The sequence below is a fragment of the Salinigranum marinum genome (assembly GCF_024228675.1).
GTDB lineage: Archaea > Halobacteriota > Halobacteria > Halobacteriales > Haloferacaceae > Salinigranum > Salinigranum marinum.
This window is the reverse complement of sequence record NZ_CP100463.1, coordinates 231294-254817: the sequence shown is the minus strand read 5'-3', so window position 1 is coordinate 254817 and position 23524 is coordinate 231294. Positions and strand designations below refer to the sequence as shown.

The 23524-nt window shown below is 64.2% G+C and carries 23 protein-coding genes and 1 pseudogene; 19 read left to right on the top strand and 5 right to left on the bottom strand.

What is annotated here, in order from left to right:
• Window positions 1–5: 5 nt before the first annotated feature.
• The 4 genes from NKJ07_RS23415 (at window position 6) to NKJ07_RS24530 (ending at window position 2037) form a co-directional block, all read left to right on the top strand.
• Complete coding sequence (locus tag NKJ07_RS23415; protein WP_318570967.1) at window positions 6–344, top strand: 4Fe-4S dicluster domain-containing protein; 339 nt, start codon at window positions 6–8, stop codon at window positions 342–344.
• A gap of 24 nt (window positions 345–368) precedes the next feature.
• The gene (locus NKJ07_RS23410; RefSeq protein WP_318570966.1) at window positions 369–755 is read left to right on the top strand and encodes a hypothetical protein; all 387 of its coding nucleotides are present in this window, start codon (window positions 369–371) and stop codon (window positions 753–755) included.
• Between the two features lie 96 nt (window positions 756–851).
• Window positions 852–1715, top strand: coding sequence for a 2-oxoacid:ferredoxin oxidoreductase subunit beta (locus NKJ07_RS23405; protein ID WP_318570965.1), 864 nt, complete (start codon window positions 852–854; stop codon window positions 1713–1715).
• A 172-nt stretch (window positions 1716–1887) separates the two neighbouring features.
• On the top strand, window positions 1888–2037 hold the full coding sequence (locus tag NKJ07_RS24530) for a DUF7563 family protein (RefSeq protein WP_425504792.1): 150 nt from the start codon (window positions 1888–1890) through the stop codon (window positions 2035–2037).
• Window positions 2038–2145: 108 nt separating this feature from the next.
• Here the strand turns inward: NKJ07_RS24530 and NKJ07_RS23400 are convergent, their stop codons facing one another.
• The gene (locus NKJ07_RS23400) at window positions 2146–2466 is read right to left on the bottom strand and encodes a DUF5783 family protein (protein ID WP_318570964.1); all 321 of its coding nucleotides are present in this window, start codon (window positions 2464–2466) and stop codon (window positions 2146–2148) included.
• Between the two features lie 175 nt (window positions 2467–2641).
• Here NKJ07_RS23400 and NKJ07_RS23395 point away from each other — a divergent pair, with 175 nt between their 5' ends.
• Window positions 2642–3007, top strand: a complete 366-nt coding sequence (locus tag NKJ07_RS23395; RefSeq protein ID WP_318570963.1) for a NifU family protein — start codon at window positions 2642–2644, stop codon at window positions 3005–3007.
• Window positions 3008–3243: 236 nt separating this feature from the next.
• Here NKJ07_RS23395 and NKJ07_RS23390 read toward each other — a convergent pair.
• Both NKJ07_RS23390 and NKJ07_RS23385 read right to left on the bottom strand, forming a co-directional pair.
• Window positions 3244–3471: pseudogene (locus tag NKJ07_RS23390) on the bottom strand (DUF7861 family protein); the annotation flags it as partial.
• A 10-nt stretch (window positions 3472–3481) separates the two neighbouring features.
• Window positions 3482–4435, bottom strand: coding sequence for an SDR family NAD(P)-dependent oxidoreductase (locus tag NKJ07_RS23385; protein WP_318570962.1), 954 nt, complete (start codon window positions 4433–4435; stop codon window positions 3482–3484).
• A gap of 355 nt (window positions 4436–4790) precedes the next feature.
• Here NKJ07_RS23385 and NKJ07_RS23380 point away from each other — a divergent pair, with 355 nt between their 5' ends.
• The 10 genes from NKJ07_RS23380 (at window position 4791) to NKJ07_RS23330 (ending at window position 14305) form a co-directional block, all read left to right on the top strand.
• Complete coding sequence (locus tag NKJ07_RS23380; protein ID WP_318570961.1) at window positions 4791–5675, top strand: NAD(P)H-binding protein; 885 nt, start codon at window positions 4791–4793, stop codon at window positions 5673–5675.
• A gap of 60 nt (window positions 5676–5735) precedes the next feature.
• Complete coding sequence (locus tag NKJ07_RS24525; RefSeq protein WP_425504791.1) at window positions 5736–6530, top strand: PAS domain-containing protein; 795 nt, start codon at window positions 5736–5738, stop codon at window positions 6528–6530.
• Window positions 6531–6556: 26 nt separating this feature from the next.
• Window positions 6557–7372 carry an IS5 family transposase gene (locus NKJ07_RS23365; RefSeq protein WP_318566907.1) on the top strand — a complete coding sequence of 272 codons (816 nt, stop codon included), beginning with the start codon at window positions 6557–6559 and terminating at the stop codon, window positions 7370–7372.
• A 264-nt stretch (window positions 7373–7636) separates the two neighbouring features.
• Window positions 7637–8287: a sensor histidine kinase gene (locus tag NKJ07_RS23360; RefSeq protein WP_318570960.1), complete on the top strand. Its 651-nt coding sequence runs from the start codon at window positions 7637–7639 to the stop codon at window positions 8285–8287.
• A 563-nt stretch (window positions 8288–8850) separates the two neighbouring features.
• Window positions 8851–9567, top strand: a complete 717-nt coding sequence (locus tag NKJ07_RS23355) for an NAD(P)H-hydrate epimerase (RefSeq protein ID WP_318570959.1) — start codon at window positions 8851–8853, stop codon at window positions 9565–9567.
• A gap of 148 nt (window positions 9568–9715) precedes the next feature.
• Window positions 9716–10108, top strand: a complete 393-nt coding sequence (locus tag NKJ07_RS23350) for a hypothetical protein (RefSeq protein WP_318570958.1) — start codon at window positions 9716–9718, stop codon at window positions 10106–10108.
• A 34-nt stretch (window positions 10109–10142) separates the two neighbouring features.
• Window positions 10143–11030 carry a hypothetical protein gene (locus tag NKJ07_RS23345; protein ID WP_318570957.1) on the top strand — a complete coding sequence of 296 codons (888 nt, stop codon included), beginning with the start codon at window positions 10143–10145 and terminating at the stop codon, window positions 11028–11030.
• Between the two features lie 545 nt (window positions 11031–11575).
• Window positions 11576–12133, top strand: a complete 558-nt coding sequence (locus tag NKJ07_RS23340; protein WP_318570956.1) for a carboxymuconolactone decarboxylase family protein — start codon at window positions 11576–11578, stop codon at window positions 12131–12133.
• A gap of 353 nt (window positions 12134–12486) precedes the next feature.
• On the top strand, window positions 12487–13347 hold the full coding sequence (locus NKJ07_RS23335) for an SDR family oxidoreductase (RefSeq protein WP_318570955.1): 861 nt from the start codon (window positions 12487–12489) through the stop codon (window positions 13345–13347).
• On the top strand, window positions 13340–14305 hold the full coding sequence (locus NKJ07_RS23330) for a patatin-like phospholipase family protein (protein ID WP_318570954.1): 966 nt from the start codon (window positions 13340–13342) through the stop codon (window positions 14303–14305). The genes NKJ07_RS23335 and NKJ07_RS23330 overlap by 8 nt, the downstream gene beginning before the upstream one ends.
• Window positions 14306–14394: 89 nt before the next feature.
• Here NKJ07_RS23330 and NKJ07_RS23325 read toward each other — a convergent pair whose 3' ends face one another.
• Window positions 14395–15756 (bottom strand): dihydrolipoyl dehydrogenase family protein, encoded by a 1362-nt coding sequence (locus tag NKJ07_RS23325; protein WP_318570953.1) that lies wholly within the window; start codon window positions 15754–15756, stop codon window positions 14395–14397.
• Between the two features lie 173 nt (window positions 15757–15929).
• Between NKJ07_RS23325 and NKJ07_RS23320 the strand changes: the two genes are divergently transcribed.
• Both NKJ07_RS23320 and NKJ07_RS23315 read left to right on the top strand, forming a co-directional pair.
• The gene (locus NKJ07_RS23320; RefSeq protein WP_318571169.1) at window positions 15930–17300 is read left to right on the top strand and encodes an FAD-dependent oxidoreductase; all 1371 of its coding nucleotides are present in this window, start codon (window positions 15930–15932) and stop codon (window positions 17298–17300) included.
• A gap of 595 nt (window positions 17301–17895) precedes the next feature.
• Window positions 17896–19221: an FAD/NAD(P)-binding protein gene (locus NKJ07_RS23315; RefSeq protein WP_318570952.1), complete on the top strand. Its 1326-nt coding sequence runs from the start codon at window positions 17896–17898 to the stop codon at window positions 19219–19221.
• 147 nt (window positions 19222–19368) lie between these two features.
• Here the strand turns inward: NKJ07_RS23315 and NKJ07_RS23310 are convergent, their stop codons facing one another.
• Window positions 19369–19734, bottom strand: a complete 366-nt coding sequence (locus NKJ07_RS23310) for a winged helix-turn-helix transcriptional regulator (RefSeq protein ID WP_318570951.1) — start codon at window positions 19732–19734, stop codon at window positions 19369–19371.
• 172 nt (window positions 19735–19906) lie between these two features.
• Between NKJ07_RS23310 and NKJ07_RS23305 the strand changes: the two genes are divergently transcribed.
• Window positions 19907–20269 (top strand): DsrE family protein, encoded by a 363-nt coding sequence (locus NKJ07_RS23305; RefSeq protein ID WP_318570950.1) that lies wholly within the window; start codon window positions 19907–19909, stop codon window positions 20267–20269.
• A 435-nt stretch (window positions 20270–20704) separates the two neighbouring features.
• Window positions 20705–23482 carry a PAS domain S-box protein gene (locus NKJ07_RS23300; protein WP_318570949.1) on the top strand — a complete coding sequence of 926 codons (2778 nt, stop codon included), beginning with the start codon at window positions 20705–20707 and terminating at the stop codon, window positions 23480–23482.
• Window positions 23483–23524 lie beyond the last annotated feature (42 nt).

Genomic DNA, 23524 nt, shown 5'->3' with positions numbered 1-23524 from the left:
TCTCAATGGCTATCGATTCGAGTTTCGAGAACACCTACGAGGAAGTTGACCGCCACGAGGACCACCGGGTATGGACGACAGATGGTGAGGAACCAACGGAGGACAAACAGGGCATCCACGGAACCCATGTCGCAGTGGATTTCGACATCTGTATTGCGGACGGGGCCTGTCTGGAGGACTGCCCCGTTGACGTGTTCGAGTGGACCGATACCCCTGGCCACCCCGAGTCCGAAATCAAGGCCGACCCCACCTACGAGGACCAGTGCATCGACTGTATGCTCTGTGTCGATGTCTGTCCTGTCGACGCCATCGACGTTGACCCGGGACGAGCGGGGAGGCTCTAAACTCCGGGTGGACGAGCGCTGACGATGATCCTGGCATTGCAGTGTTACCGATGCGGAACCGACTACGAGTACGTCGGCACCTCGCCTCATCCAGGTCAGTGCCAGGCGTGTGGCTCGCCGTGTGTTCCCCCTGCAGGGAGTCTCAGCGTCCTCAACAGCGCTCACTGGGAGAGTGCAAACGGCCTCTCGAAAGTCTGGGTGTATGCGCTCGACGAACAGGATCGCCCGTTCGAATTCGAGGTCGCCGCACAGGGCAATCGTGGAAAGTTAGTGGCACTGAGAGTCGACGGTATATCAGTTGCTCCACAAGTAGACGAGACACTCGAAACGCTTCCCCCGGCAGTGAAAACCGAACTCGCTGACGCAGGAATTGAACGAGTAGGTGGAAACACACCGAAACAATCGAAGTGATGACAGGCAATCACTTGAGCGACTGGTGACCGGGAATGAGAAACAATACGCCGGCGAATCCGGCTGTCAAGATCGGGAGGCAGAGAGGATAACAACATGAGCTCAGACGTCAGATTCACCGACTTCAAATCCGACAAGCAGCCCACCTGGTGTCCCGGCTGCGGTGATTTCGGGACGATGAACGGGATGATGAACGCGCTCGCGAACACGGGCAATGACCCGGACAACACGTTCGTCGTCGCCGGTATCGGGTGCTCGGGGAAGATCGGCACCTATATGCACAGCTACGCGCTCCACGGCGTCCACGGTCGCGCCCTGCCGGTTGGCATTGGGACAAAGCTGGCCAACCCAAACCTGGAGGTAATGGTCGCCGGTGGTGACGGTGACGGGTACTCGATCGGTGCGGGCCACTTCATCCATGCCGTCCGTCGCAACGTCGATATGAGCTACGTCGTAATGGATAACCGCATCTACGGGCTGACGAAAGGGCAGGCTTCGCCGACATCGCGTGAGGACTTCGAGACGTCGACGACGCCCGATGGTCCGAAACAGCCGCCGGTCAACCCACTCGCGCTCGCGCTGGCTGCCGGCGGGACGTTCATTGCCCAGTCGTTCTCGTCGGACGCACAGCGCCACACCGAGATCGTCCAGCAGGCGGTCGAACACGACGGCTTCGGCTTCGTCAACGTCTACTCACCATGTGTGACGTTCAACGACGTGGACACCTACGACTACTTCAGAGACTCCATCGTCGACCTACAAGAAAGTGACCACGACCCCACCGACTACGACGATGCCAAAGATGCCATCCTCGACGCCGACAAAGAGTATCAGGGCATCATTTACCGAGACGAAGGCTCCATCCCCTGGGAACAGCGCGAAGGACTCACCGAGAACATGGCCGACATTCCCGACGGCGCCCCGGACGACGCGATGGACCTCGTCCGGGAGTTCTACTGAGCGATGATAGATACTGATATGTCGGTTCATCGTTCGGTCGCTGTCCCAACCGGTGTCGTGTCGCACTATCGTGGGTGTACAGACGCTCTGATCAGCATTGGGGCTGTGATGAATCGCGTAGACGACGCCACTCCCAGATCCGTGGTCAGATGCATACCGTATCGATAACACCATGCCAGAATGTAGTACCTGCGGAGAGCACGTTTCAGATCGGTTCATACGAGTGTTTGGCGAGGAGAGTGGCGTAGTGTACGCGTGTCCTGCTTGTTCAGCGAACGCTGGCATCGGAGAAGCCACACGCGAGCGTAGCGATCAAATATAATTCAATTCAGCAGAGCAGGGGGCGAGAGCGCAAGGATATCGCTACCGCTGTATTCGTCGAGACTACTTTTTTTATCCGCCCTCCAGATCAAAGGACCCTACCCCGCGCTTACTCTTCAAATCCGAAAATTTGGCGTAATTCATTTTCGATCCGATCGACGAACTCAGTGAGAAGGGCATCGAAGGTCTCCTCGTCGCCGGGCAAGGACTGTTTCCGCTCTTCGACGTCGTCGGGCAAGGTGACGCGAAATTGTCCATCACCCTCGTAGACCGGCTCACTCTCGTTGAGCACCTGCCGGTCGATAGCGCGGAGCACCTCTGAGTTAGCCTGCCCGTGGAGTTGCTGATACGCGTTCGAGTATGCCGTCTCCAGTTCCTCGAAATAATGCACGTATTTCTCTTCGAATTTCTCTGGATCGAATTCGGTCATCACTGGATCGACGGTCGGAAGAAATAAAAGATTCAGTGGCGGAACCTGGCAGTAACTACACCCCCGGCCACTCGAGAGTCGGGGCACCAATTATACCGCTGGTGATGTCACTTTGAAACAAATCAAAAATCATGTTGATTCAGAGTTATACAGCCAGAGTCGAAACAGGGGGCATATGAGTTCCGAAGTCAAAAGTGAGGAGAACCTGCGCGAGGAGATCGGGACCTTCCTACAGAAGAACTTCCCACAAATCGAAATGCACGGGGGATCGGCAGCGATCCAGAACCTTGACCGAGAAAGCGGCGAAGTGTGCATCCAACTCGGGGGTGCGTGTAGCGGGTGCGGTATCTCGCCGATGACGATCCAGGCAATCAAGAAACGGATGGTGAACGAGATTGCCGAGATAGAGACCGTTCAGGCTAACACTGGCGGTGGTGGTGGGAGTGGCCACGGCGACAAGAGCCCGTCATTCCCTGGAGAAACAACCGACAGCGGAGAAAGCGGTGGAGGCGATGATGGAGCCCCGACCGCACCCTTCTAGAAGTTCCCTTTCAGCAGATCAATTCCCGTGCTCCAATCCGAGGGGCGGGTCAACAGCGTAATCGGTGATTGGTTGACGATAAGCTGTATATGATAGCAAACGCGTTTCACAGTATCAGGTATTGCGTCGTCAGATTGTAACCTGCGTCAACCACAGAGATGATCGGAAGGACCTGGATGTGATCGTGAGAAACGTATCTCAGGTCTATGACTGGGACACGTGACCGCCGCGTTTCCGTACCAGACGCGCTCGCCAACGGGTGACTCACCCTCGTCGATATCCAGCCGACTCACGAACAGGTCGCGAACGGCCAGCGTGACGACGAGGTCTATCGTCTCGCCCTCCTCGTGGGTGACCGTGACGACACAGTGGCCGTCCCGCTCCGCGACCGACGCGATAGTCCCGACCGACCACCGATCACGGTGGTGGGCGGGCCCCCGTGCGTGAATACGGTCGTGACTCATGCTGGGGGAGTCAGACGTCACCCGGGGCTGTCCCATCACCGGCAGCGACGGGGTCTCGGTCGCGTTCCACCAGTGGTTCCTCGGTGCCGAGTAGCGTTGCACTCTCCGACCAGAGCCGCCGGGAAGCCTCGCTATCTCGGGCGGCCTCCGAAGGGATGCGCGGCTGCTGGTTCGTGAAGTACCGCCCGGAGACCTCCGCAGCGCGTGGCGAGACGGCGACGAACAGGATCTCTGCGGCCCCGTCGGCGACGGACGTCACCCCGGGGACCGCTTCGAGTCGCTGGAACAGGCCTGGGAGCGGTCCAGGGAGGAACCGACTGAATCCACTCCCCGGAATCGCGCCCGGATGGACGCTGTTGGAGGTGACTCCGCGATCGGTTGTGTCGAGTCTTCTGGCAAGTTCCGTGGCGAAGAGGATGTTCGCGAGTTTCGAGTGGCTGTATGCTTTGAATCCGGTGTATCGATCGGCGCCCCGCACCCGGTCCAGATCCAGCGAGGCCCCCTTGTGAGCGTCGGAGGCAGTCGTGATGATCCGGGCGCCCTCACGGAGGTGATCGAGCAGGTCAGCCGTCAGCAGGTATGATGACAGGTGGTTGATGTGGAAGGTGTACTCGACGCCAGCGTCGGTCAGCCCCCCGTTCCGGAACAGCCCGCCGGCGTTGTTGACGAGGAGGTCGAGCCCCTCGGTCTCTTCGCGCACAGCGCTCGCGAGCTCCTGGACCGCCTCAAGATTCGCGAAGTCTGCCTGAACGAACGTCGCGTCGGCGCCAGTCCGGGAGAGTTCCTCGACCACTTCCGCGCCGGCCTGTGGGTCCCGGCCGTGAACGACGACGTCCACGCCGAGTCGGCCGAGCGCCAGCGCGGCGGCGCGGCCGATTCCGCTCGTCGATCCCGTGACCAGGGCCTGGAGTCCGGTACAGTCGACGTCGGACACGCCCGCCAGGGTTTCTGGGAGTTCACTCATTACGTGTTATAGGGGGCCGACGGACAAAACACCCCCAACCTCGACCCGAAGCACTGCGGGTCGCCAGAGACTCCTCGCTCTCAGTTCCTGGAGTCTTGTAATATCTTTTTCAGTTGGTCTATGGTAGAATCTGGAAGTCTTTGCGGTGTCAACTGACGAATATACGTGTACTCTATCGATTCCTGGAATGCTCTGAGAGATGGGAGTAGAAACTTCTGGAGATTACTATAGCTTGAGAGACGGCGAGACCAAGTATCGTCGCCGGTCACAGCCCGACGAACTGCCCTCGCTGTTTTCACCACGGAGGTAGTAGGCCAACCGAACACCCTTGAGGTAACGGTCCGTACATTCAACAATGCGTGTCCTCGTTGTTGGAGCGACCGGGTTCGTCGGCGGCCGGCTCGTCGAGTCGTTGCGCTCGGCCGGCCATGAGGTCGTCGCCTTCTCCCGGAGCGCGAGCCAGTCGAGATTCCCCGACGATGTCGAGATATTCGAAGGCGACCTTGGCGATCCGGCATCGCTGGAGGGGCTCTGTGAGAAGATCGATGTGGCCTACTACCTGATCCACTCGCTGACGGCCGAGAATTTCGCGGAGCTAGACCGGACCTACGCCCGCCGGTTCCGGGAGCTGGCGTCGGCGGCCGGCGTCGACAGGGTGGTCTACCTGAGCGGAATCAGCGGCGACGAGCGGGACCTCTCGCCACACCTCGCATCTCGCCGGGAGGTCGAGTCGGTGCTCGAGGCCGGAAGCTTCGATCTGACCGTCCTCCGGGCGGCGATCATCATCGGTGCCGGCAGCGCAAGCTTCCGCATCATCGACGACCTCACCGACCGGTTGCCCGTGATGGCGGTTCCGAAGTGGGTGCGTACGCCGTGCCAGCCGATCGGTATCGACGACGCTGTCGCCTATCTGGTCGGCGTCCTCGACGTCGAGGAGACCCGTGGCGGCATCTACGACATCGGCGCGTCGACAGTGTGGTCCTACGAGTCCCTGCTGAAGTTGACCGCCGAGGAGAAGGGAAAGCGGGTCCTGATCGTGCCGGTGCCGGTGATGTCCCCGGGACTCTCTTCGCACTGGCTCCGACTGACAACGGACGTCCAGTACGCTATCGCCCGGCCGCTGGCCGAGAGTATGCGAAACCCCGTGACGGTCGACCCCGACCGGGACCTGCAGTCGGTCGTTCCCATCGAGCAGACGCCCGTCGAGGTGACGGTCCAGCAGGCGCTTGCGGAGGGATGATCCGATGCCTTCTGTTGATGTTTGGGACTGTTTTTGTATGTACTGATCACATTAGGATCAATGGAAGACGGTGCGACCCCCGGCGAGGATGATAAACACGGGGCTGACTGGTATCGGACGCTCGTTGAAGAAGTGAACGATCTTGCAACAGTCGTCGATACCGACGGGACGATAACCTACGTCAGTCCAGCCGTCACACGCATTCTTGGCTACGAACCTGACGAGTTGGTTGGCCACGAGGGATACGAATACGTCCATCCCAACGATCAAGAGCGAAACGCCGAGGCGGTCGAGACCGTTCTATCGACCCCGTCTGAACCTCAGACTGTCGAAGTCCGGTTCCAGCATGCTGACGGATCGTGGCGCTGGATCGAAGCCACAATGAGGAATCGACTTGACGACGGCCTGATCAATGGGATTCTCCTCAGCAGTCGAGATATCACTGAGCGAAAAGAGTACGAGATCGAAGTTCGGGAACTCGCCGAAGAGTACGAAGCCCTGTTGAACAACGTGGAGGACCGATCTTTCTTATCGACGTTAAACAGGCGGATGATGGTGCTGTCAGATTCGAATTTGAACGGCTCAGTCCGTCCTATGAGCGACAAACTGGGATTACGACCGAGGAAGTGCAAGGCCGGACGCCACGAAACGTATTCGGTGACGAGCAGGGGGCGGGCCTCGAAGCAAACTACCACTGCTGTGTCAACGTTGGTGAGCCAATTTCGTACCAAGAGGAGCTACGGGTCGAGGAGGGAGCACGCTTCTGGCAAACGAAGCTTGCACCCGTTGTGCCTTGTTTTGCGGTCGACTAACGGCAGCTTCAGACGCTCTCACGGGAAGATTCCGTCACGCTAACCCGTAATTGGACGCCGTCTGGCGATATGGCATCGCTCAGACGGCTAGCACGGATGTGTCGAGATCTTGCCAAACAGCACGTTGACGACCCGGAAGTACCCGCCGCGCCGGACGGCGCGGGCGGGTACGCGAAATGGGTGCAGATCGCCTTGATTCTGTACCGCGTCGAGTTGGAGAAGAGCCTCCGTGAGACTGAAGACTATCTTAACGAGATGCCCGGTGTCCTCGCCGTGTTCGAACTTGACGAGGCACCGCACTACAGTTCGTTCTGCCGGTGGGAACAAGAGTACCGGATGCGTGACCTGCGCCGCCTGCTCCGCGCTTCGGCGGAGCAGGCGGGCTGGAGTGGTGAAGCCGCGATTGACGCGAGTGGCTTCCAGCGCGATCAAACCAGCTACCACTACCGCGACCGCGCGAATTACTCGTTCCAGTCGATGAAGACGACGATCTTGATCGACGTGAACTCGCTGGCGATCAAGGACGTTCATTTCACGACGAAGAAAGCCTGGGACGGCCACATCGGGATGCAGGTCTTCCGCCGGAACGCGGAAGACCTGCGTGTGTTGTCTGCTGATGCGAACTATTCGTGGAGCGACCTCCGCGAGGAGTGTCGCTCCAACTCAACGCGACCGTTGATCAAGCACAGGGAGCAGACACCGTTGCAGAAGGCCCACAACGCCCGGATGAACGAGGACTACAACCAACGCTGGATGAGCGAGACAGGTTTCTCGCAGTTGAAGGAAGACGACGGCGAGAAGCTCCGCTCCCGGAGCTGGCATGGCCAGTTCCGGGAGCTGACTCGCAAGTGCATCGTGCATAACCTGACGCAGGCGGCGAGTTAGGGCTCGCCGTCTGCTCCCCTTCTCCGGACGTATCCGGGAGAGGCATCGCCGCCGTCACCGGAACAATGGAGCAAGGTACCATAGTTTTGACTCATCAGCAACCGCTGTGAGTGACAGCTACTGCATCTTCTGAGGGCGAGAAGCCGTCTTTAGCGCCGTAAAATTGTAGATCAGCAACCCCACCCCGACGCTGTCTTGCGTTCAACAAGGCAACCCGTTGTCACCGATGATGAGATAACTCGCCTCATTGGGGTCACTCGGAATGTGACCGATCGCGTCGAACGGGAACGACAGTTACGCCAGCAAAACGAGCGACTCGACGAGTTTGCAAGTGTTATTTCGCACGACTTGCGTAATCCACTCAACGTCGCACAGGGTCGTGCGACGCTCCTTGCCGAGCAAGCAGAAAGCGAACATCTTGACCCACTCTTGCAAGCGCTCGACCGGATGGACGCTATCGTCGAGGACACATTGACGCTCGCTCGCCAAGGCGATATGATTGACGAGACGGAGTCAATCGGTTTGACCGATCTCGTCGGGAAGTGCTGGGCGACAGTAGACACCGAAAACGCGACCATCGAAATCGTCGACGAGATGACTTTCCAAGGCGACCCCGACCGGTTACAGCACGTGTTCGAGAACCTGTTCCGGAACGCTGTCGAACACGGTGGCTCTGACGTGACCGTTCGTGTCGGATGTTATGGCGAACAAAGAATTCACGTCGAAGACGATGGGCGAGGAATCCCAGCAGACAAGCGGAAAGAAGTTCTCGAACCGGGCCATTCGTCGGCCCGTGGTGGCACTGGTTTCGGGTTGACTATTGTAAAACGAATCGTGGAAGCTCACGGCTGGGAGCTGTCAGTGACTGAGGGAACAGATAGTGGAGCACGGTTCGAGTTCGAGATGGCGGAGTAGGGAGAACTAGTGTGGGTGGTCAGACAAACTCCGTCACCTATAGGTTGAGAGCTCCGGTCTCAACTTCTGCACAGACACTGTCTGCGGGAAGCAGAGCGCTTGGATTCAGCGGGCGGACGGGCGCTCTGTCCCCATCGGGGGCACAACACGTAGCGTGGTCAACGTATCGCCCGCCGTGGCACGGCCGTCCCTCGTCGTTCGTGAGAACGAGCGACGGGCCGTATCAGTTCGAACGATTCAGTCGAAATCACCGTCTCTCGGCACCCCCGGAACGCTGACCAACGAGTGAGGCTGAATACTGATTGGATCGCCCAAACGATCCATCCTCTGTCGACCGTTCGGAGCATACGGCTATCGACAATCAGACACGGGTGGTTGAGCCGTCCGCCGTTCCCGCTGGATCGGTCGCTCTGTGAACATGGTTGACGATTTCGTGGTGGCCGAGGATCCGAATCGGATACGCACGCGGTGGGTCGTCCGCGACGCCGAGTAGGTCGTCGCACGGTCGCCTCGGTCGGCCGTGCGACAGTGAGTATTTGAGACGCCGCCCCGCATCGTCGGGTGTGACTCGACAGTCGTTCGAAACAGCCACCGGCCGCGAGATCAGTGCGGTGACGGCCGCCGAGATGCGAGCGGTCGACCGGGTCGCCGTCGAGGGGATCGGCCTCCAGTTGATGCAGATGATGGAGAACGCAGGCCGCGCACTCGCCTGGCACGTCCGAGACCTCCACACCGGGTCCGTCGCGGTCGTCGCCGGCAACGGGGGGAACGGGGGTGGGGGGATGGTCTGTGCCCGACATCTCGCGAATCGAGGTGTTCCGGTGCAGGTCGTCTTGGACCGAACTCCGGACGAACTGACTGGTGCCGCCGCGCACCAACACCGGATCCTCGCGGAGATGTCGGTCCCCGTCACCACGAGCGAACCGTCACTCGAGACCGTCGCGGACTCGGTCGTCGTCGACGCACTCATCGGATACGGGTTGTCAGGGACGGTTCGCCCGCCAGCGAGCACCCTCATCGAGAGCATGAACGACCACTCCGCGCGGGTCCTGTCACTCGACGTCCCGTCCGGAACGGACGCGACGACCGGTGAACCGCTCGGGGCGACAGTGACGCCGGACAGGACGGTCACACTCGCGCTCCCGAAAACGGGACTCATCGGGGTCGGCGGGGAGGTGTTCGTCGCGGACATCGGGATCCCCGCGACGGTGTACGAACGACTCGACATCGCGTACGACTGTCCCTTCGACGACCACGACTGGCTCCGACTCGAGGGATAGACCGCTGTCGCCGAGCGGGTCGAACGACGAGAGGGAGCCACGGTCCCCCACCCGGCCGTCTCTACCTCGGATATGAGGGTTCGTCGGTCGTGTATCCGGACGGCACACGCTGACTGCTTACTTGTCTCCCCGGACCGACTCTCCGTGTATGGGCGAGTTCGACCCGGGTCAGGAAAGAAGCACGGGCGACTGCACGACGACCGAGTCGTTCAGCGACCACGGCGTCGACGACGCCGTCGACCTCGTCACCCGAACATACTACGGGCTCACGGCCGCCGAACGAGCGGGTTTTTCACCCGACGACTCGCTCTTCGACCGCCTCGAATCGGCGTTCGTCTGGGCGTATTTGAGCTCGGTCGACGAGCCCGAGGTCCCGCCCCACGTCGAGCGATCGATCGACGACGCACGGGAGGCGTTCGCGGATCGATCCGACGCGGACCTCCGAACCGACGTCCTCCTGGCCTTCTACGGACGAGTCGCCGGGTTCCACTGTCTGTACCGCGCGGCGACGACGAACGAACTCTCGACCCGGGAACGGTAACGAGCGCTCGCGTGGAACCGCCGCGACGTACTCGATGAATTCGGACTCATCGCCGCTTGGATCTCGTCTCGCTCGGGGGCGCTGGTTGAGCCTCCGAGCGGCCGCCTCCGAGTTGCTCTCACGCGAGTTTGCGTTCTCGACGGGGCACCTGACGGCGTTCCTGAGCGGCTGTCTGTTCGCCCCCTCGTTGCTGACCTTCTGGTTCATCAACGGCGTGCTCGACTTCTCGACGGCGCTCGTCCTCGGTGCGGTCGTCTCCCCGGCCGGGTTGCAGCTCCGTGTCGTCGCCTATCTGCTGTTGGTCCCGACGTTCCTCGCGCTTCGTGCGGGATTCCACCTCGCTCACCCGGTCCACCGACAGCAGGTCCTCTCGGGGTCGTGTCCGCGCACCGAGCTGCTGAGTCTCGACTGGTTCAGCGTCGGCATCCTCGCGACGGGCCTCCCACTGTCGCTGCAAGCGCTCGGTCCATGGATCGGGATGAACCTCGTCTTCGTCGTCGGGTTGCTCGTCCTCCCGCAGTTCGCCTCGCCGCGAGCGGCCAGCGGGAGCAAACTTTCCGCACTCGTCGGGGGCCCGCTCCTGTTCGTGTACGCGAAATACGGCGGGTCGCTCCCGGTCCTTCCGGACCCGGCGGGGGTGCTCGGCCCGGTGGCCACTGTCGCCCTCTCCGACGCCACGACGGGGACGTTGCTGGCGGTCGTCAATAGTCTCCTCCCGGGACCCGTCTTGATCGGCGTGTTCGCCGTCGCGACGAATCACGTGCTCACGCACCCCGAAATCAGAGCCGTTCCGGTCGTTCGGCACACCCTCCCGGACTGCGACCCCGACCGAACCGTCTTCGGTAGTGCGGCCCTCGGAACTGTCTTTTACCTCCTCGTCGTCGCGGGAGCGACCGGCACGCTCACCGTGATCCCCTCCTGAACCCACGAACCGACGGGCCACGGGCTCGGCCGTCGGTTCGGGGCTGTGCAGCGAGACACACCGACCGCATCGCGATGTCGCTGAATGTAGGCGCTAAGCTGTCTCCGGTGTCGTCCTCGGTGGCTTCCTGCGCGCGGGCCTTCTGGCGTAAGTAACCTCGAAAGCGCCCGACGCGAGAGACCGGCAGTCGCTCGCCGACGTGCCGGCGACTGGTCCACGACGCCCCGACGCAGCGCCCAACGGGGACGCAGAGCCCCCGCGCGTTTCAGTCGCGGAGCGCTCGACGACGCGCTGTCGACGCGAACTGGACTGCTGTCGACATCAGTATCAATCCTTTCGCGCGTGTGCACGAGTGCTCACCGACCGCGTCGCGGTTTACTGCGCCGCCCGAATCTGATGCGACTGGCTGTGTCCGGTAACTCGCTCCCCTCACCGTGATCCCGTCGCCACCGGCTGAGGTGCCGTAATCGTCGTCGAGGCCGGTGAGGGTGTCCGGACGACGAGCGTCGTCGAGTCCGGACCGATGACACGGCCTCAACCCGATCATGTCACGACTCCCGCTGCTCGAACTCGATGAGATCCCCGACGAGTACCACGACCTGTTCACCGACGACTACCTCGGCGACCGCCACATCTTCCGCGCGTGGGCGCACAACCCCGAGGTCCTCGAAGCCACGCTGGAGTACCTGAACGTCCTGTACGACCAACTCGGCGACCGGCGCAAGGAACTGGTGATCCTCACCGTCGCGAGAGCCCGTAACGCTCGCTACGAGTGGCACCAACACGTCGACATCGCCCGCGACCGCGGCGTCACGATCGAGGAGATGAGAGCGATCGGCGGGGGTGAGCTGTCGCTGTTCGACGACGCCGAGTTCGTCCTCCTCCAGTACGCCCGTGCGGTCGAGTCCGGGACCGTCACCGACCAGATCCACGACGCGCTCACCCGACACTACGCGCCGAGCGAAGTCGTCGCCATCGGCCTGCTCGTCGACTTCTACGTCGGCCTGTGTAACTACATCGCCTCCGTCGACCTTCCGTTCGAGGGCGGGGAGTTCGTCGGCTGGACGCCGAACGAAGAGCTAGTCACAGCGCTCTTCGAGTAGCCGTCCCGGCATCGACCTCGAACACGGCAGCTCATATGACAACGGACCATGCGTCGTAATCGGACCCTGATGTACAGTGGCCTCTTCGGCGCCACTGGAGTGGTCGCCGTCCCGTCGCGAGGGTAACCGGTGCGATCACCCCCTCGTCGGGCGCGCTCTTTTTCAGCCCGTGCTTCATGTTGGTCGTCGGCCTCTTCCTCCTCGCAGGCGATCGGTGCCGGGCTGTTGACTGAGGTGTTCGATGGGGAACGGTCTGCTGAACCGGCGGCCACCGGCACGCAGCCCCCTGTGCGCCCCCGTCACACACCCGCTGTAGCACTATACGACCGCTCGGCGTTCGTTCCCGTGCGAACATGTCCACCGAGTTCGATCTCACGGAACCGGAGTTGACCGCCGACGACCTGCTCGTGCTGAACGATCCACACTTCACTCCCGAGACGACGGCCGTCGTGACGGGTGCGGCTTCGGGGATCGGCCAGGCCACGGCGGTCGCCCTCGCGGCGAACGACCTCACCGTCGTCGGCGCGGACATCGACGAAGGGGGACTCGAAGCGACGGTCGACCTCGCCGACGACGTCGGTGCGTCGGGGGAGATCCACCCAGTCCCGACCGATCTCACCGACGACGCCGACGTGGAGACGATGATCGAGGTCGCCGCGGAGACGGGTGAACTGAGATACGTCGCGAACATCGCCGGGATGCAACACATCGCGTCGATCCACGAGTTCCCGATGGAGCGGTACGACCTCCTCCTCGACATCATGCTGCGCGCTCCGTTCCTGACCGCGAAACTCGCGATGCCGCACATCCGCGCGACCGACGACGGCGTCGGCGCGATCGGCAACATGTCCTCGGTCCACGGCCACTACGCGACGCAGGACAAACCCGCATACATCACTGCCAAGCACGGGCTCCAGGGACTGACTCGGTCTATCGCTGCCGAGGGCGAAGGAACGCTCCGCGGCTTCTCGGTGAGCGTCGGATACGTCCTCACCCCGCTGATGGTCGACCAGATCGAGGACACTGCCGAGGAGCGCGGCATCTCCGAACGCGCGGTCGTCGAGGACGTGATGCTCGGACAGGCGCGCACGAAGGAGATGATGACACCGGCCGAGGTCGCGAACCTCTTCACGTTCGGCTTCTCCCGTCATGGCAAACATCTCAACGGCGGCGACCTGCTCTGGGACGGCGGCTACACCACGACGTATGAGTGAGGGTGAACGGACGAGGGTCGCGATCGCCTGCCAGGGGGGTGGGAGTCACACCGCCTTTACCGCCGGCGTGCTGAAGGGGCTGTTCCGCGAGTGGGACGACGCGGACGAACTCGTCGGGATCAGCGGGACGTCCGGCGGGGCGTTCAACGCGCTCGCGGCGTGGTACGGTCTCGTCACGGCCGACATGGAGCGGTCGATCGAACTGCTCGACGCGCTCTGGGAGGATCTCGCAGCCGATAGCGTCTCCGACCGACTCGCCAACAACTGGGTCGTCGGTCTCTCTCGAATCGAGAGCAGTGGCTTTCCCGCTCCACAGCTCAGTCCGTATCTCACACCCGGTTCGACGGTCGGAAAGAACCGGATCAAACGAGTGCTCGAGCGGCACATCGACTTCGACGCGGTTCCCGACCTCTGTCGCCGTGACACGCCCGAACTCGTCGTCGGCACGGTGAACATCAACGCTGGCATCTTCGAGACGTTCACCAACGAGGATGTGACGCCGGAGGCGGTGCTCGCCAGCGCAGCGGTCCCTCATCTCTTCGAGGCGGTCGAGATCAACGGACACTACCACTGGGACGGGCTGTTCAGCCAGAATCCACCGATAGACGACCTGATGACGGTCGACGCCGACCGAAAGCCCGACGAGCTGTGGGTGATCCAGGTCAACCCTCAGGAGCGTGAGGGTGAACCGACCTCGCTCGAAGCGATCGCCGATCGCCGCAACGAACTGTCGGGCAACATCTCGTTGAATCAAGAACTCCGGGTCATCGAGCGCGTCAACGAGTGGGTCGACGCCGGCCACCTCCCCGAGGGCGAGTTCACGAGGACCGAGATCCACCGGATCCCGATGGGCCGGGCGTATCACTGCTCGACGAAGGTCGACCGGAGCCCGGAGTTCATCCAGGAGCTGACGACGTTGGGCGAGCGACGGGCCGAGGAGTTTCGAGCCCGACTGTAACACGTTCGGCGCGATCGGAACGCTCGCCGCGCAACTGAGAGTAGACGTTCGTCCGACGCAGTGTCGAGCGGGAGGGCGTAAGAAATCGCCTACGCCGGGACGTCTCGAAACGCCGCTTCGACGATCTTGCTCAGCGTCGGGTGGGCGTGGATCGTCCCGGCGACCTCGTCGACGGTGAGCTCGGCGCGCATCGCGAGGACCGCCTCGTGGAGCAGGGTCGACGCCTCGTATCCGATGGCGTGTGCACCCAGGATCTCGCCGTCGGGCGAGGCGAGCACCTTCACGAAGCCGTGGTCGAGTTTTTTCGCTCGCCCCATCGCCGAGTCGGCGTAGTCGGCCCGTCCGACGACGTACTCGACCCCTCCGTCGACGAGTTCCGCCTCAGTGGCCCCGACGCCGGCGATCTGCGGTTCGGTGAAGATCGTGTGTGGCATCGCTGAGAGGTCGATCGCTCGCGTTTCGTCCCGGACGACGTTCGAGACGGTAACACGCGTCTCGTAGTCGCCGGCGTGCTTGAACAGGGCGTTCCCGGCGATGTCACCCTGCGCCCAGACGCCCTCCGCGGTCGTCTCGAGGTACTCGTTCGTCTCGATGAACCCCCGGTCGTCGACCGCGACGTTCGTGTCCTCCAGGTCCAGCGTATCGCTGTTGGGTCGTCGCCCGAGCGCGACCAACACCTCGTCCCCGTCGGCGACGAGTTCGTCTCCGCCTTCGGTTTCGGCGCGCACGCGGACGCCGGCGGCCGTCCCCTCGACGGCGGTCACGCGATAGCCGGTGTGGACTTCGTGCCGCTTGGCGGCGATTTCGGTGAACGCGTCGGCGACGTCCCCGTCTTCGCGCGGGACCAGCGAATCCATCATCTCGACGATGGTCACGTCAGCGCCCATCGCGTCGAAGAAGTAGCCCAGTTCGACGGCGATGTACCCGCCGCCCATGACGACGAGGTTGTCCGGGGTCTCTCGCAGCGAGAGGGCGTCCTGACTGGTGAGGTAGTCGATCTCGTCGAGGCCGTCGATCGGCGGCACGATCGGACGGCTCCCCGCCGCGACGACGACCTTCTCGGCGGTGACTTCGGCGCCACCGAGCACGACCGTCCGGTCGTCGACGAACCGCGTGTACTCGTCGAACAGCGTGAGGTTCTCCTTCTCGCGATACCGCGCTTGCATCCCTTCGGAGATCCCGCCGAGGAGCGCTTCCATCTCGTCGACGACCGCCGCGTGGTCGACGCCGTCGAGCGCCGCGTCGACGTGGAACCGTTCAGCGTCCCGGACGTGGTTCACCGCGTTAGCGGCCTGAATAAGCATCTTCGACGGGTTGCAGCCGCGGTTGAGACACGTCCCTCCGAGCGGCCCCGGTTCGACGAGCGCCGTCGAAAGCCCGGCGTCGGCCGCCGCCGCCGCGACGTTGTTCCCGGTTCCGCCACCGATGACGAGGACGTCGAAGTCGGTCATACGTACCACAGCGACAGCACAGCCGATAAAGAACCTCGCGCGGGGGGTCACCCCGATCGCACAGCCGCGAAAGGCACGGACGACGAGCGCACAGCCACCCGAGCTTTATCTCCTCGCTTCCCGATCCGTTCTCCGTGTCAACGTTCGTCGTCGTCGGCGGTGACGCCGCCGGGATGTCCGCGGCCAGTAAAGCAAAGCGTGACGACCCCGATCTCGACGTCGTCGTCTTCGAGAAGGGGCAGTGGGTCTCCTACGGTGCCTGCGGGCTCCCGTACTATATCAAAGGGGAGATCCAGTCGCTCGACGACCTGGTGTCGGTCACGCCCGAGGAGTTCTGCGAGGAGCGAGACATCGACCTCCGCACCGGCCACGAAGTCGTCGATATCGATCCCGACGACGCGGTCGTCACGGCCCGGAACGACGACGGAGACGTGACGCAGGCGTACGACGCCCTCCTCGTCGCGACCGGTTCGGTGGCGGTCACACCCCCGATCGAAGGGGTAGACCGTGAGGGGGTCTACACGCTCGGGTCGATGTCCGATGGGAAGGAACTCCGCGAGTACGTCGCCCGGGCGCGGTCGGATGGGAACCTCCAGCAACCCGACCGCGGCCCCGCCTGCCAGTTCCTCGAGACGTGTCACGGACCGGTCGGCATCGTCGGCGGCGGCTACATCGGCGTCGAGATGGCCGAGGCGCTCGCGGCCAACGACTTCGAGGTTCACCTGTTCCAGCGCGGCGGCCGGGTGCTGAAACCCTTCAGCGAGGCGACCAGCGAGGCGGTGCTCGACCATCTCGCAGGACAGAACGTCGCCGTCTCCCTCGACACGGAGGTCCGGGAACTCGACGGTGACGGGGCCGTCGAGGCGGTCGTGACGGCCGACACCCGCGTCCCGGTCGAGATGGTCCTCGTCGGGACCGGGGTCAGGCCCCGAACGGACCTCGCCGAGGCGGCCGGTGTCGAACTCGGCGAGACGGGTGCCATCGCGACCGACGCCTCCCGGGAGACGAACCTCCCCGGCGTGTACGCCGCGGGCGACTGCGCCGAGGCCGAACACGTCGTCACGGGGGAAGCGGTGTACGTCCCGCTCGCACTGACGGCCAACCGACACGGACGAGCCATCGGCCGGACGGTCGCGGGACGACCGACGGATGGCGGGGGTGTCGCGGGGACGGCCGCGGTCAAAGCGTTCGAGATGGAAGCCGCCCGGACGGGCATCCTCGACCACGACGTCGCCCGGGACGCCGGTTTCGAGCCGATCACGGAGAGCATCGAGGCGAAGTCCCGGGCCGGCTACTACCCCGACGGAGGGACGGTGACGGTGACACTCACCGTCGACCGTCCATCGGGGCGCGTCCTGGGTGGGAGCCTCGTCTCGGAGTACGGCGAGGGAGCCGTCCACCGGAGTCACGCTATCGTCGGTGCGGTGACCGAGGGGCTCACCGTGAGCGAACTCTCCAACTACGACCTCGCGTACGCACCGCCGTTCAACACGACGTGGGACCCCATCCTGACGGCGGCGAAAGTGATCGACGGGCGGCGCTGAACGCTCACGGACGCCGATCCGTTCTCCCGCCCACACCGGCCCGAGCGCCTGGCGCGGACACGACAGCCCAGGACACCGGGCAGTCTCCCGTCTTGGACGCGGTGCCGCCCGGCCCGGATTGTCGACGAAAGAACGACAGACAGTCATACGTGTGTATCACTTTCGGGGCTGTGCGCGTGAGTTGCCCTCGGCCGACCGAGTCGAAACACCCGGCCCGAGCGCTCGCGGGCGGTGGTTCGACACCGTCTTAGATACCAAAACCGATTTCGACAAAGCTTATCAATGTCTTACATTTTCAATCCGTAAAAACTCTAAATAGCCATTGATACGTTTCTTTTTGAACTCGTCGAACGGGACGCACATCGAGAGAAAGTATATTTATCACGGATGAGTCTGGAACCGCTCGCGTTGGAGAGCCTGCATCGAAACGGAGCGCCAGCGGGGGTAGCTCCGTGATCGACGCGGAGCCCGGGGAGCGACGCCCGCGAGCGATTTGGTCCGCCGACACGGGCCGGGGTGAAGCACGTCGGCCGGGGTCGCACAAACACCTAGGCCCACGTTACTGGGGGCGAGGCCGTGTCGACGACGAGCACAGATGTCGACCGACACGCGCCGTCCGGACGAACCAGCCGTCCCGGGCCGGCCAGCGGAGGACAGCCCGGGACGCGGCACGCTCGACCGTCGACCGTCTGAGTGCGTCATCGTCGGTGGCGGGCTCCACGGGATTCACGTCGCGGCCAAACTCCTCGAGGAGACGGAGATCGACCACGGCCAGTTGCGCATCGTGGACCTCAACCACCGGCTCGCGACGAACTTCCGAGCGAAGGCAACGCAGTGTGGGATGGAGTCGATGCGTTCGTCGTCTCTCGATCACGTCGGTGTCCACCCCCTAGAACTGGAGCTGTTCGCCGCACGGCGGAACCGCACTGACGAACTGTTCGAGACCGACGACTACCCTCCCCGTCCGTCGCTCTCGCTCTTTCTCGACCACGTCGACCACGTCGTCGACAGGTACGACCTCGACGACCTGCACGTCCGGGCACGGGTGACTGCTCTCCGCGAGTCCGACGACAGGGTCGTCGTCGAGACCGACGAGGGGACGCTGGACGCACACCGGTGCGTGCTCGCGATCGGCCACGGGAACCGGTACACCCGTCCGTCCTGGACGACGGCACTCGACGGGTCGGCCGTCGACCACGTCTGGGACCGCTCCTTCGACCTCGACCACTGGGGACGCGTCGTCGTCGTCGGCGGCGGTGTGACGGCCGCACAGACGGCGCTCTCGCTCTCCGAACGCGGGGCCGACGTCACGCTTCTCGCCCGGAGCGGGCTCACCGAACGGACGATCGAAGCGGACCAGCGGTGGCAGCGATGGAACCACATCGAGCAGACGCTCCATGGCCACCCACCGGGCCATCGGGCCCGACTCCGACGCATCAGTCGGGCGCGGTACGACGGGACAGTGCCCTCGTATCTGCTGCGTGATATAGAGGCGGCCGTCGCCGAGAACGAGCTCTCGGTCGTCGACGGAGACGTGCTGCGTGCACGGGACGATCACGAGTCGGGCGTCCGCCTCGCAGTCACCGACGGTCGGTGCCTGCGGGCGGACCACATCGCACTCGCGACCGGCTTCGAGTCGCCGTTCGACCACCCGTTCGTCGAGCGTGTCGCCGCTGCGGAAGAGCTCGTTCGCGGCGAGGCTGGCATGCCGGTCCTTGACGACCGAACGCTCGCGTGGACTCGACCCGACGGCGTCTCGTCGTCGATTCACGTCGTGGGTGCCCTCGCGATGGGATCCGTCGGTCCGTTCGCGGGCAACGTCATCGGTGCACGGCTGGCGGCCGCCCAACTCGTCGACGCCCTCTCCCTGCGTGAGTCCGGGAGCTCTGCAGTCGCGGTCGAGCAACCCGCGGGCTTTTGAGCGCTCCGTGAGGGACCCGCGCTCGCAGGCTCGTCGCTGGCCTTCCAGGGCCCGGAGGAGGCCGCGGCGGGAGTCGGGCCCGTGGCAGACGCTGTCCGCGGTCGGTTCCAGCGACGCCACGGACACGACCGTGGACAGACAGTGACCTCAGGACCGGCAGTGTTCGAGTCCCCACAGCCGGAGGTCCTCGACGACGGAACCGAGCGACTCGCCGGCGGCCGTGAGCGCGTATTCGACACGAAACGGGGTTTCGCTGATGACGCGCCGTTCGACGAGTGCGTGCGTCTCGTCGAGTTCGGTGAGGCTGGTCGAGAGCATCTTCGGTGAGATCCCGTCGATCCGGTCCTGCAGCTCGCCGAACCCGTGCGGGCCGGCGGTGTGGAGGTGATACACGATGACCGGCTGCCACTTCCTCCCGACGACGTCCGTGATGGAGACGAGGGCCTCTTGGGACCGAGCCGGCGTCACCACCCCGTCGGACCGTCCCGTCCGCGGAGGGCTGTTTCGTTGCATACTGGTGCTCCGTGGCCTGAGGAAGGCTCCGGGAACATCAGTAGACTCCGCCGATGTGCGCCACCCCGGCACATCCTCCGAATGCATAAATACGCGCCCGTCCGCTCGGGCAGCCGGGTTACCCCGAGGTGAGCCGCAGTATAAACCGAGCCGTCACGACGAGTCGACAACGATGGGCAAGTACGCAGTCCTCTTGAACGCCGGACCGAAGGACGCCGGACCCGCGACGAACGCGTTGCGATACGCGGCGACCCTCGCCGCGGCCGACCACGACGTCGCGGTGTACTTCGATGGGGCCGCGACGGCGTGGCCCGGGGAACTCGTCTCACGGCTCGACCATCCGATGCGGACGTACTTCGACGACCTCCTCGAACTGGGCGCGACCGTCGGCGCGTGTGCTCTCTGTGCAAGCGCCTACGAGACGACGGCGTCGTGTGAGGAGGCGGGGGTGACACTGCTCGGCTCGCCCGACGAACACGCCCCGGACGTCGCCCTCCTGGTCGAAGAGGGATACGAACTCCTGCCGATCGGATGAGTCGACGGGAGAGCAGACCGCATCCGGCCCACTCGAACAACCGATCCCCAACTGTCGTCCCCCACCCGGCGTGTACGTCCGTCGTATCGGTCGGTGCGCCTCCCGACGACACCCGGAGTGTCCCCGTCCGTGATCGTGTACTCGGACACCGTCGATCTTCTCGGGTGACGTCTCTCCCTCCAGTCATAACTCGTCGTGTCGCGGCAATCGACCGGTTCGCCCGTGACGAGCGACGCCTCTCGCCTCACTCCGGGAGCGACCCGATCGCCCTCGTCGATGGGGTCGGTGACAGCACCGCCACCTTCGGACGAACTCGTGCGCTGAGAAACAATTAATTGAGTCGGGCGCTTCGGTTCTGCCGATACACAACCCCGACGCGGTAGACCATCGGTCGCACGCTCCGGGATCGATCTCCGAGGGGTCATCACATCGGTTATGAGCACAGATCCACCCGACTCCGGCACCGTTCTCAACCGGCCAGCACCCGCAACGGACGGACTCATCACGGTCGGTGCGGACGGCCGCGTGACGGGTGCGACGGAGCGAGCGGCCGCCCGACTCCGGACGACGCGCGGCGCACTCGTCGGCGAGTCGCTGAGCGAGTACGTCGACGGGCCGTGGCCACCGGCTGACTGGAGTGGTGAGACGACGGACCGGACGGACGGCCCGGTACGACTTTCGGTCGACACGGCGGACGCGGCTCCGGCCGAACTCGTCGTGTACGCGTTCGACGACGCGGCCGTGGAGTACGTCGTGGTCGTCGGAGACGCCGAGGGTGGGGCGACCGATCGGCTCCGCACGGCCTCCGAGCGGTACCGGACGATCTTCGAACACTGCAACGACGGGATCTTGATCCTCGACCCCGTCGACGAACGGATCGTCGAGTGCAACCCACAGGCGTGTTCGCTCCTCGGGTACGCGCGTGAGGAACTCCTGCAGTTGCGGCCGGCGGACGTCCACCCACACGAAGTCGACCGACTGGAGGCGTTCGTCGAAACCGTCCTTGAGGAGGGGGCGAGCTTCACGAGCGAACTCAGCTGTTACACGAAGCACGGACAGGTCGTCCCCGCCGAGATCTCGGCCTCGGTCGTCGGCGACGGAGACAGTCGCCAGGTACTGGCGAGCATCCGTGACATCTCCGAGCGGCACGAGCGTGAGGTGGAGCTTCGGCGTCAGTCACAGGCGATGGACGCCGCGATGGACGGGACGGCGATCCTCTCGCCCGAAGAGCAGTTCGTCTACGTGAACCGGGCGTACGCCCGGATGTACGGCTACGACGACCCGGAAGACCTCGTCGGATGCCCGTGGCAGGAGCTCTACGGCGACGAACAGGTCAACCGGCTGGAGTGGGAGGCGCTTTCTGAACTCCGCGAGGACGGGTCCTGGCGGGGCGAGGCGGTCGGCACGCGAACCGACGGCAGCACGTTCCCACAGGAGCTCACGCTCTCGCTCTTGGAGGGGGGTGGGATGGTGCTCGTCGTTCGGGACGTGAGCGACCAGAAACGGCGCGAACGCCGACTCAGGACGCTCTCGACCGTCTCGGAGGAGTTACTGCGTGCGGAGACCGGGCGGGACGTCGCCGCCCAGGCCGTCGAGGCCGTCTCGTCGGTGCTCGGCTTCGACGCGGCGTGTGTCCGCTCCTACGACGAGTCGGCGAACGCGCTCGACCGCGTGGCGACGACGGACGCGGCGGACGCGCTCCTCGCAGACCGACCGGCGTACGATTTCGAGGCGACCTACGCCGGTCGGGCGTTCCGCTCGGGGACCACCGTCCGAAACACGACGTCGGCCACCGATCCCTACGAGCGCGGGGAGACGGAATCGAGCCTCCACCTCCCACTCGGGGAGTACGGGACGCTCTCGGTCGTCGCACCGGAGGCGACGTTCACCGATCATCAACGCCGAACCGCGGAGGTGTTCGCGGGGATCGTGACCGCGGCGCTCGAGCGGGCCGCCCGCGAGGCGACGCTGCAAGCGAAAGAACGAGCCGTCCGCACCCAGCGGGACGAACTGGACACGTTGAACCGGGTGAACGTCCTCGTGCGGGACCTGCTCGAAGCGCTCGTCGAGGCGAAATCGAGGCGGACTATCGAGGAGACCGTCTGTGCGGATCTCGTCGCGTCGGAGCTGTACCAACAGGCGTGGATCGGGAGCGTCGACGAAGTCGACGAGACGGTCACGCCACAGGCGGCCGCCGGCGAACGGGCCGAGCTCGTGCTCGAGCGTGGTTCGGTCGATCTGAACGCCGTCAACGGGGGGCTCGTCGCAGACGCGCTCGACAGGGGGACGGCGCGTGTGCACCGACGGTACGTCGCGACAGGTGCCGGCGTCGACGAGGTCGGCATCGAGAGCGGTCGACTGCGGGCGGTCGCCGCGGTTCCGCTCCTGTCCGGCGACCGCACCCACGGCGTCCTCGTCCTCTCCAGTTCGCGCTCCGACGTGTTCGGCGACCAGGCGACGGCGGGCCTGGAGGCGCTCGGAAACCTCGTCGGCTACGCCATCGACGCCCTCCACCGACGGAACATGCTCATGACCGACACCGCCGTCGAACTGGTGTTCGAGATCCGTGGGCGGACCTTCTTCGTCCACCTCTCGGACCGACTCGGGTGTCGGTGTGTCTACCAGGGTGGCACCCCGTTCGCCGCCGGGCAGATCAAGCATCACGTCCGAATCGAAGGAGCGTCGGCGGCCGACGTGTCGCGACTCGCGGCGGCGTCCGACGAGGTCATCGATTGTACGGTCCGACACGACCACGACGACGAGTGTCACGTGACGGTCGTCGTCGAACAGTCACCGCCGGAGGTGCTCGTCGAGTCGGGGGCCGTCCTAGAGGGCATCGTCGCCGAGGACGGCGTCGCCCGTCTGACCGCAGCGGCCCCCGGAACTGCCGACATCAGGGCCGTCGTCGACGCGATCCAGTCGCGGTACGCCGACGCGGAACTCGTCGCGAAGCGGGATCGGGTCGACCGACCGCCGGCGGCCTTCCGGGGAGACGTCTCGGAGCTGTTGACCCCCAGACAGCGTGAGATCGCACGGACGGTGTTCGAGGCGGGGTACTACGAGTGGCCGCGAGAACACACCGCCGAGGAGATCGCCAGCGACCTCGACATCGCGTCCTCGACGCTCCACCAACACCTGCGGAAGGCCGAGCGCGCGCTGCTCTCCGTGTTCGTCGGTGAGGACCCCGACACGACCACCAGCGGCGGGTCGTGAGCGTGGATCGTTCGCCCAGTCCGGTCGCCCCACGAGTCGGGG

Excerpts from the sequence above, each read along its gene's own strand:
- NKJ07_RS23415 (WP_318570967.1), top strand. The coding sequence starts at position 6 with ATGGCTATCGATTCGAGTTTCGAGAACACCTACGAGGAAGTTGACCGC.
- NKJ07_RS23410 (WP_318570966.1), top strand. The coding sequence starts at position 369 with ATGATCCTGGCATTGCAGTGTTACCGATGCGGAACCGACTACGAGTAC.
- NKJ07_RS23405 (WP_318570965.1), top strand. The coding sequence starts at position 852 with ATGAGCTCAGACGTCAGATTCACCGACTTCAAATCCGACAAGCAGCCC.
- NKJ07_RS24530 (WP_425504792.1), top strand. The coding sequence starts at position 1,888 with ATGCCAGAATGTAGTACCTGCGGAGAGCACGTTTCAGATCGGTTCATA.
- NKJ07_RS23400 (WP_318570964.1), bottom strand. The coding sequence starts at position 2,466 with ATGACCGAATTCGATCCAGAGAAATTCGAAGAGAAATACGTGCATTAT.
- NKJ07_RS23395 (WP_318570963.1), top strand. The coding sequence starts at position 2,642 with ATGAGTTCCGAAGTCAAAAGTGAGGAGAACCTGCGCGAGGAGATCGGG.
- NKJ07_RS23385 (WP_318570962.1), bottom strand. The coding sequence starts at position 4,435 with ATGAGTGAACTCCCAGAAACCCTGGCGGGCGTGTCCGACGTCGACTGT.
- NKJ07_RS23380 (WP_318570961.1), top strand. The coding sequence starts at position 4,791 with ATGCGTGTCCTCGTTGTTGGAGCGACCGGGTTCGTCGGCGGCCGGCTC.
- NKJ07_RS24525 (WP_425504791.1), top strand. The coding sequence starts at position 5,736 with ATGGAAGACGGTGCGACCCCCGGCGAGGATGATAAACACGGGGCTGAC.
- NKJ07_RS23365 (WP_318566907.1), top strand. The coding sequence starts at position 6,557 with ATGGCATCGCTCAGACGGCTAGCACGGATGTGTCGAGATCTTGCCAAA.
- NKJ07_RS23350 (WP_318570958.1), top strand. The coding sequence starts at position 9,716 with ATGGGCGAGTTCGACCCGGGTCAGGAAAGAAGCACGGGCGACTGCACG.
- NKJ07_RS23345 (WP_318570957.1), top strand. The coding sequence starts at position 10,143 with ATGAATTCGGACTCATCGCCGCTTGGATCTCGTCTCGCTCGGGGGCGC.
- NKJ07_RS23340 (WP_318570956.1), top strand. The coding sequence starts at position 11,576 with ATGTCACGACTCCCGCTGCTCGAACTCGATGAGATCCCCGACGAGTAC.
- NKJ07_RS23335 (WP_318570955.1), top strand. The coding sequence starts at position 12,487 with ATGTCCACCGAGTTCGATCTCACGGAACCGGAGTTGACCGCCGACGAC.
- NKJ07_RS23330 (WP_318570954.1), top strand. The coding sequence starts at position 13,340 with ATGAGTGAGGGTGAACGGACGAGGGTCGCGATCGCCTGCCAGGGGGGT.
- NKJ07_RS23325 (WP_318570953.1), bottom strand. The coding sequence starts at position 15,756 with ATGACCGACTTCGACGTCCTCGTCATCGGTGGCGGAACCGGGAACAAC.
- NKJ07_RS23320 (WP_318571169.1), top strand. The coding sequence starts at position 15,930 with ATGTCCGCGGCCAGTAAAGCAAAGCGTGACGACCCCGATCTCGACGTC.
- NKJ07_RS23315 (WP_318570952.1), top strand. The coding sequence starts at position 17,896 with ATGTCGACCGACACGCGCCGTCCGGACGAACCAGCCGTCCCGGGCCGG.
- NKJ07_RS23310 (WP_318570951.1), bottom strand. The coding sequence starts at position 19,734 with ATGCAACGAAACAGCCCTCCGCGGACGGGACGGTCCGACGGGGTGGTG.
- NKJ07_RS23305 (WP_318570950.1), top strand. The coding sequence starts at position 19,907 with ATGGGCAAGTACGCAGTCCTCTTGAACGCCGGACCGAAGGACGCCGGA.
- NKJ07_RS23300 (WP_318570949.1), top strand. The coding sequence starts at position 20,705 with ATGAGCACAGATCCACCCGACTCCGGCACCGTTCTCAACCGGCCAGCA.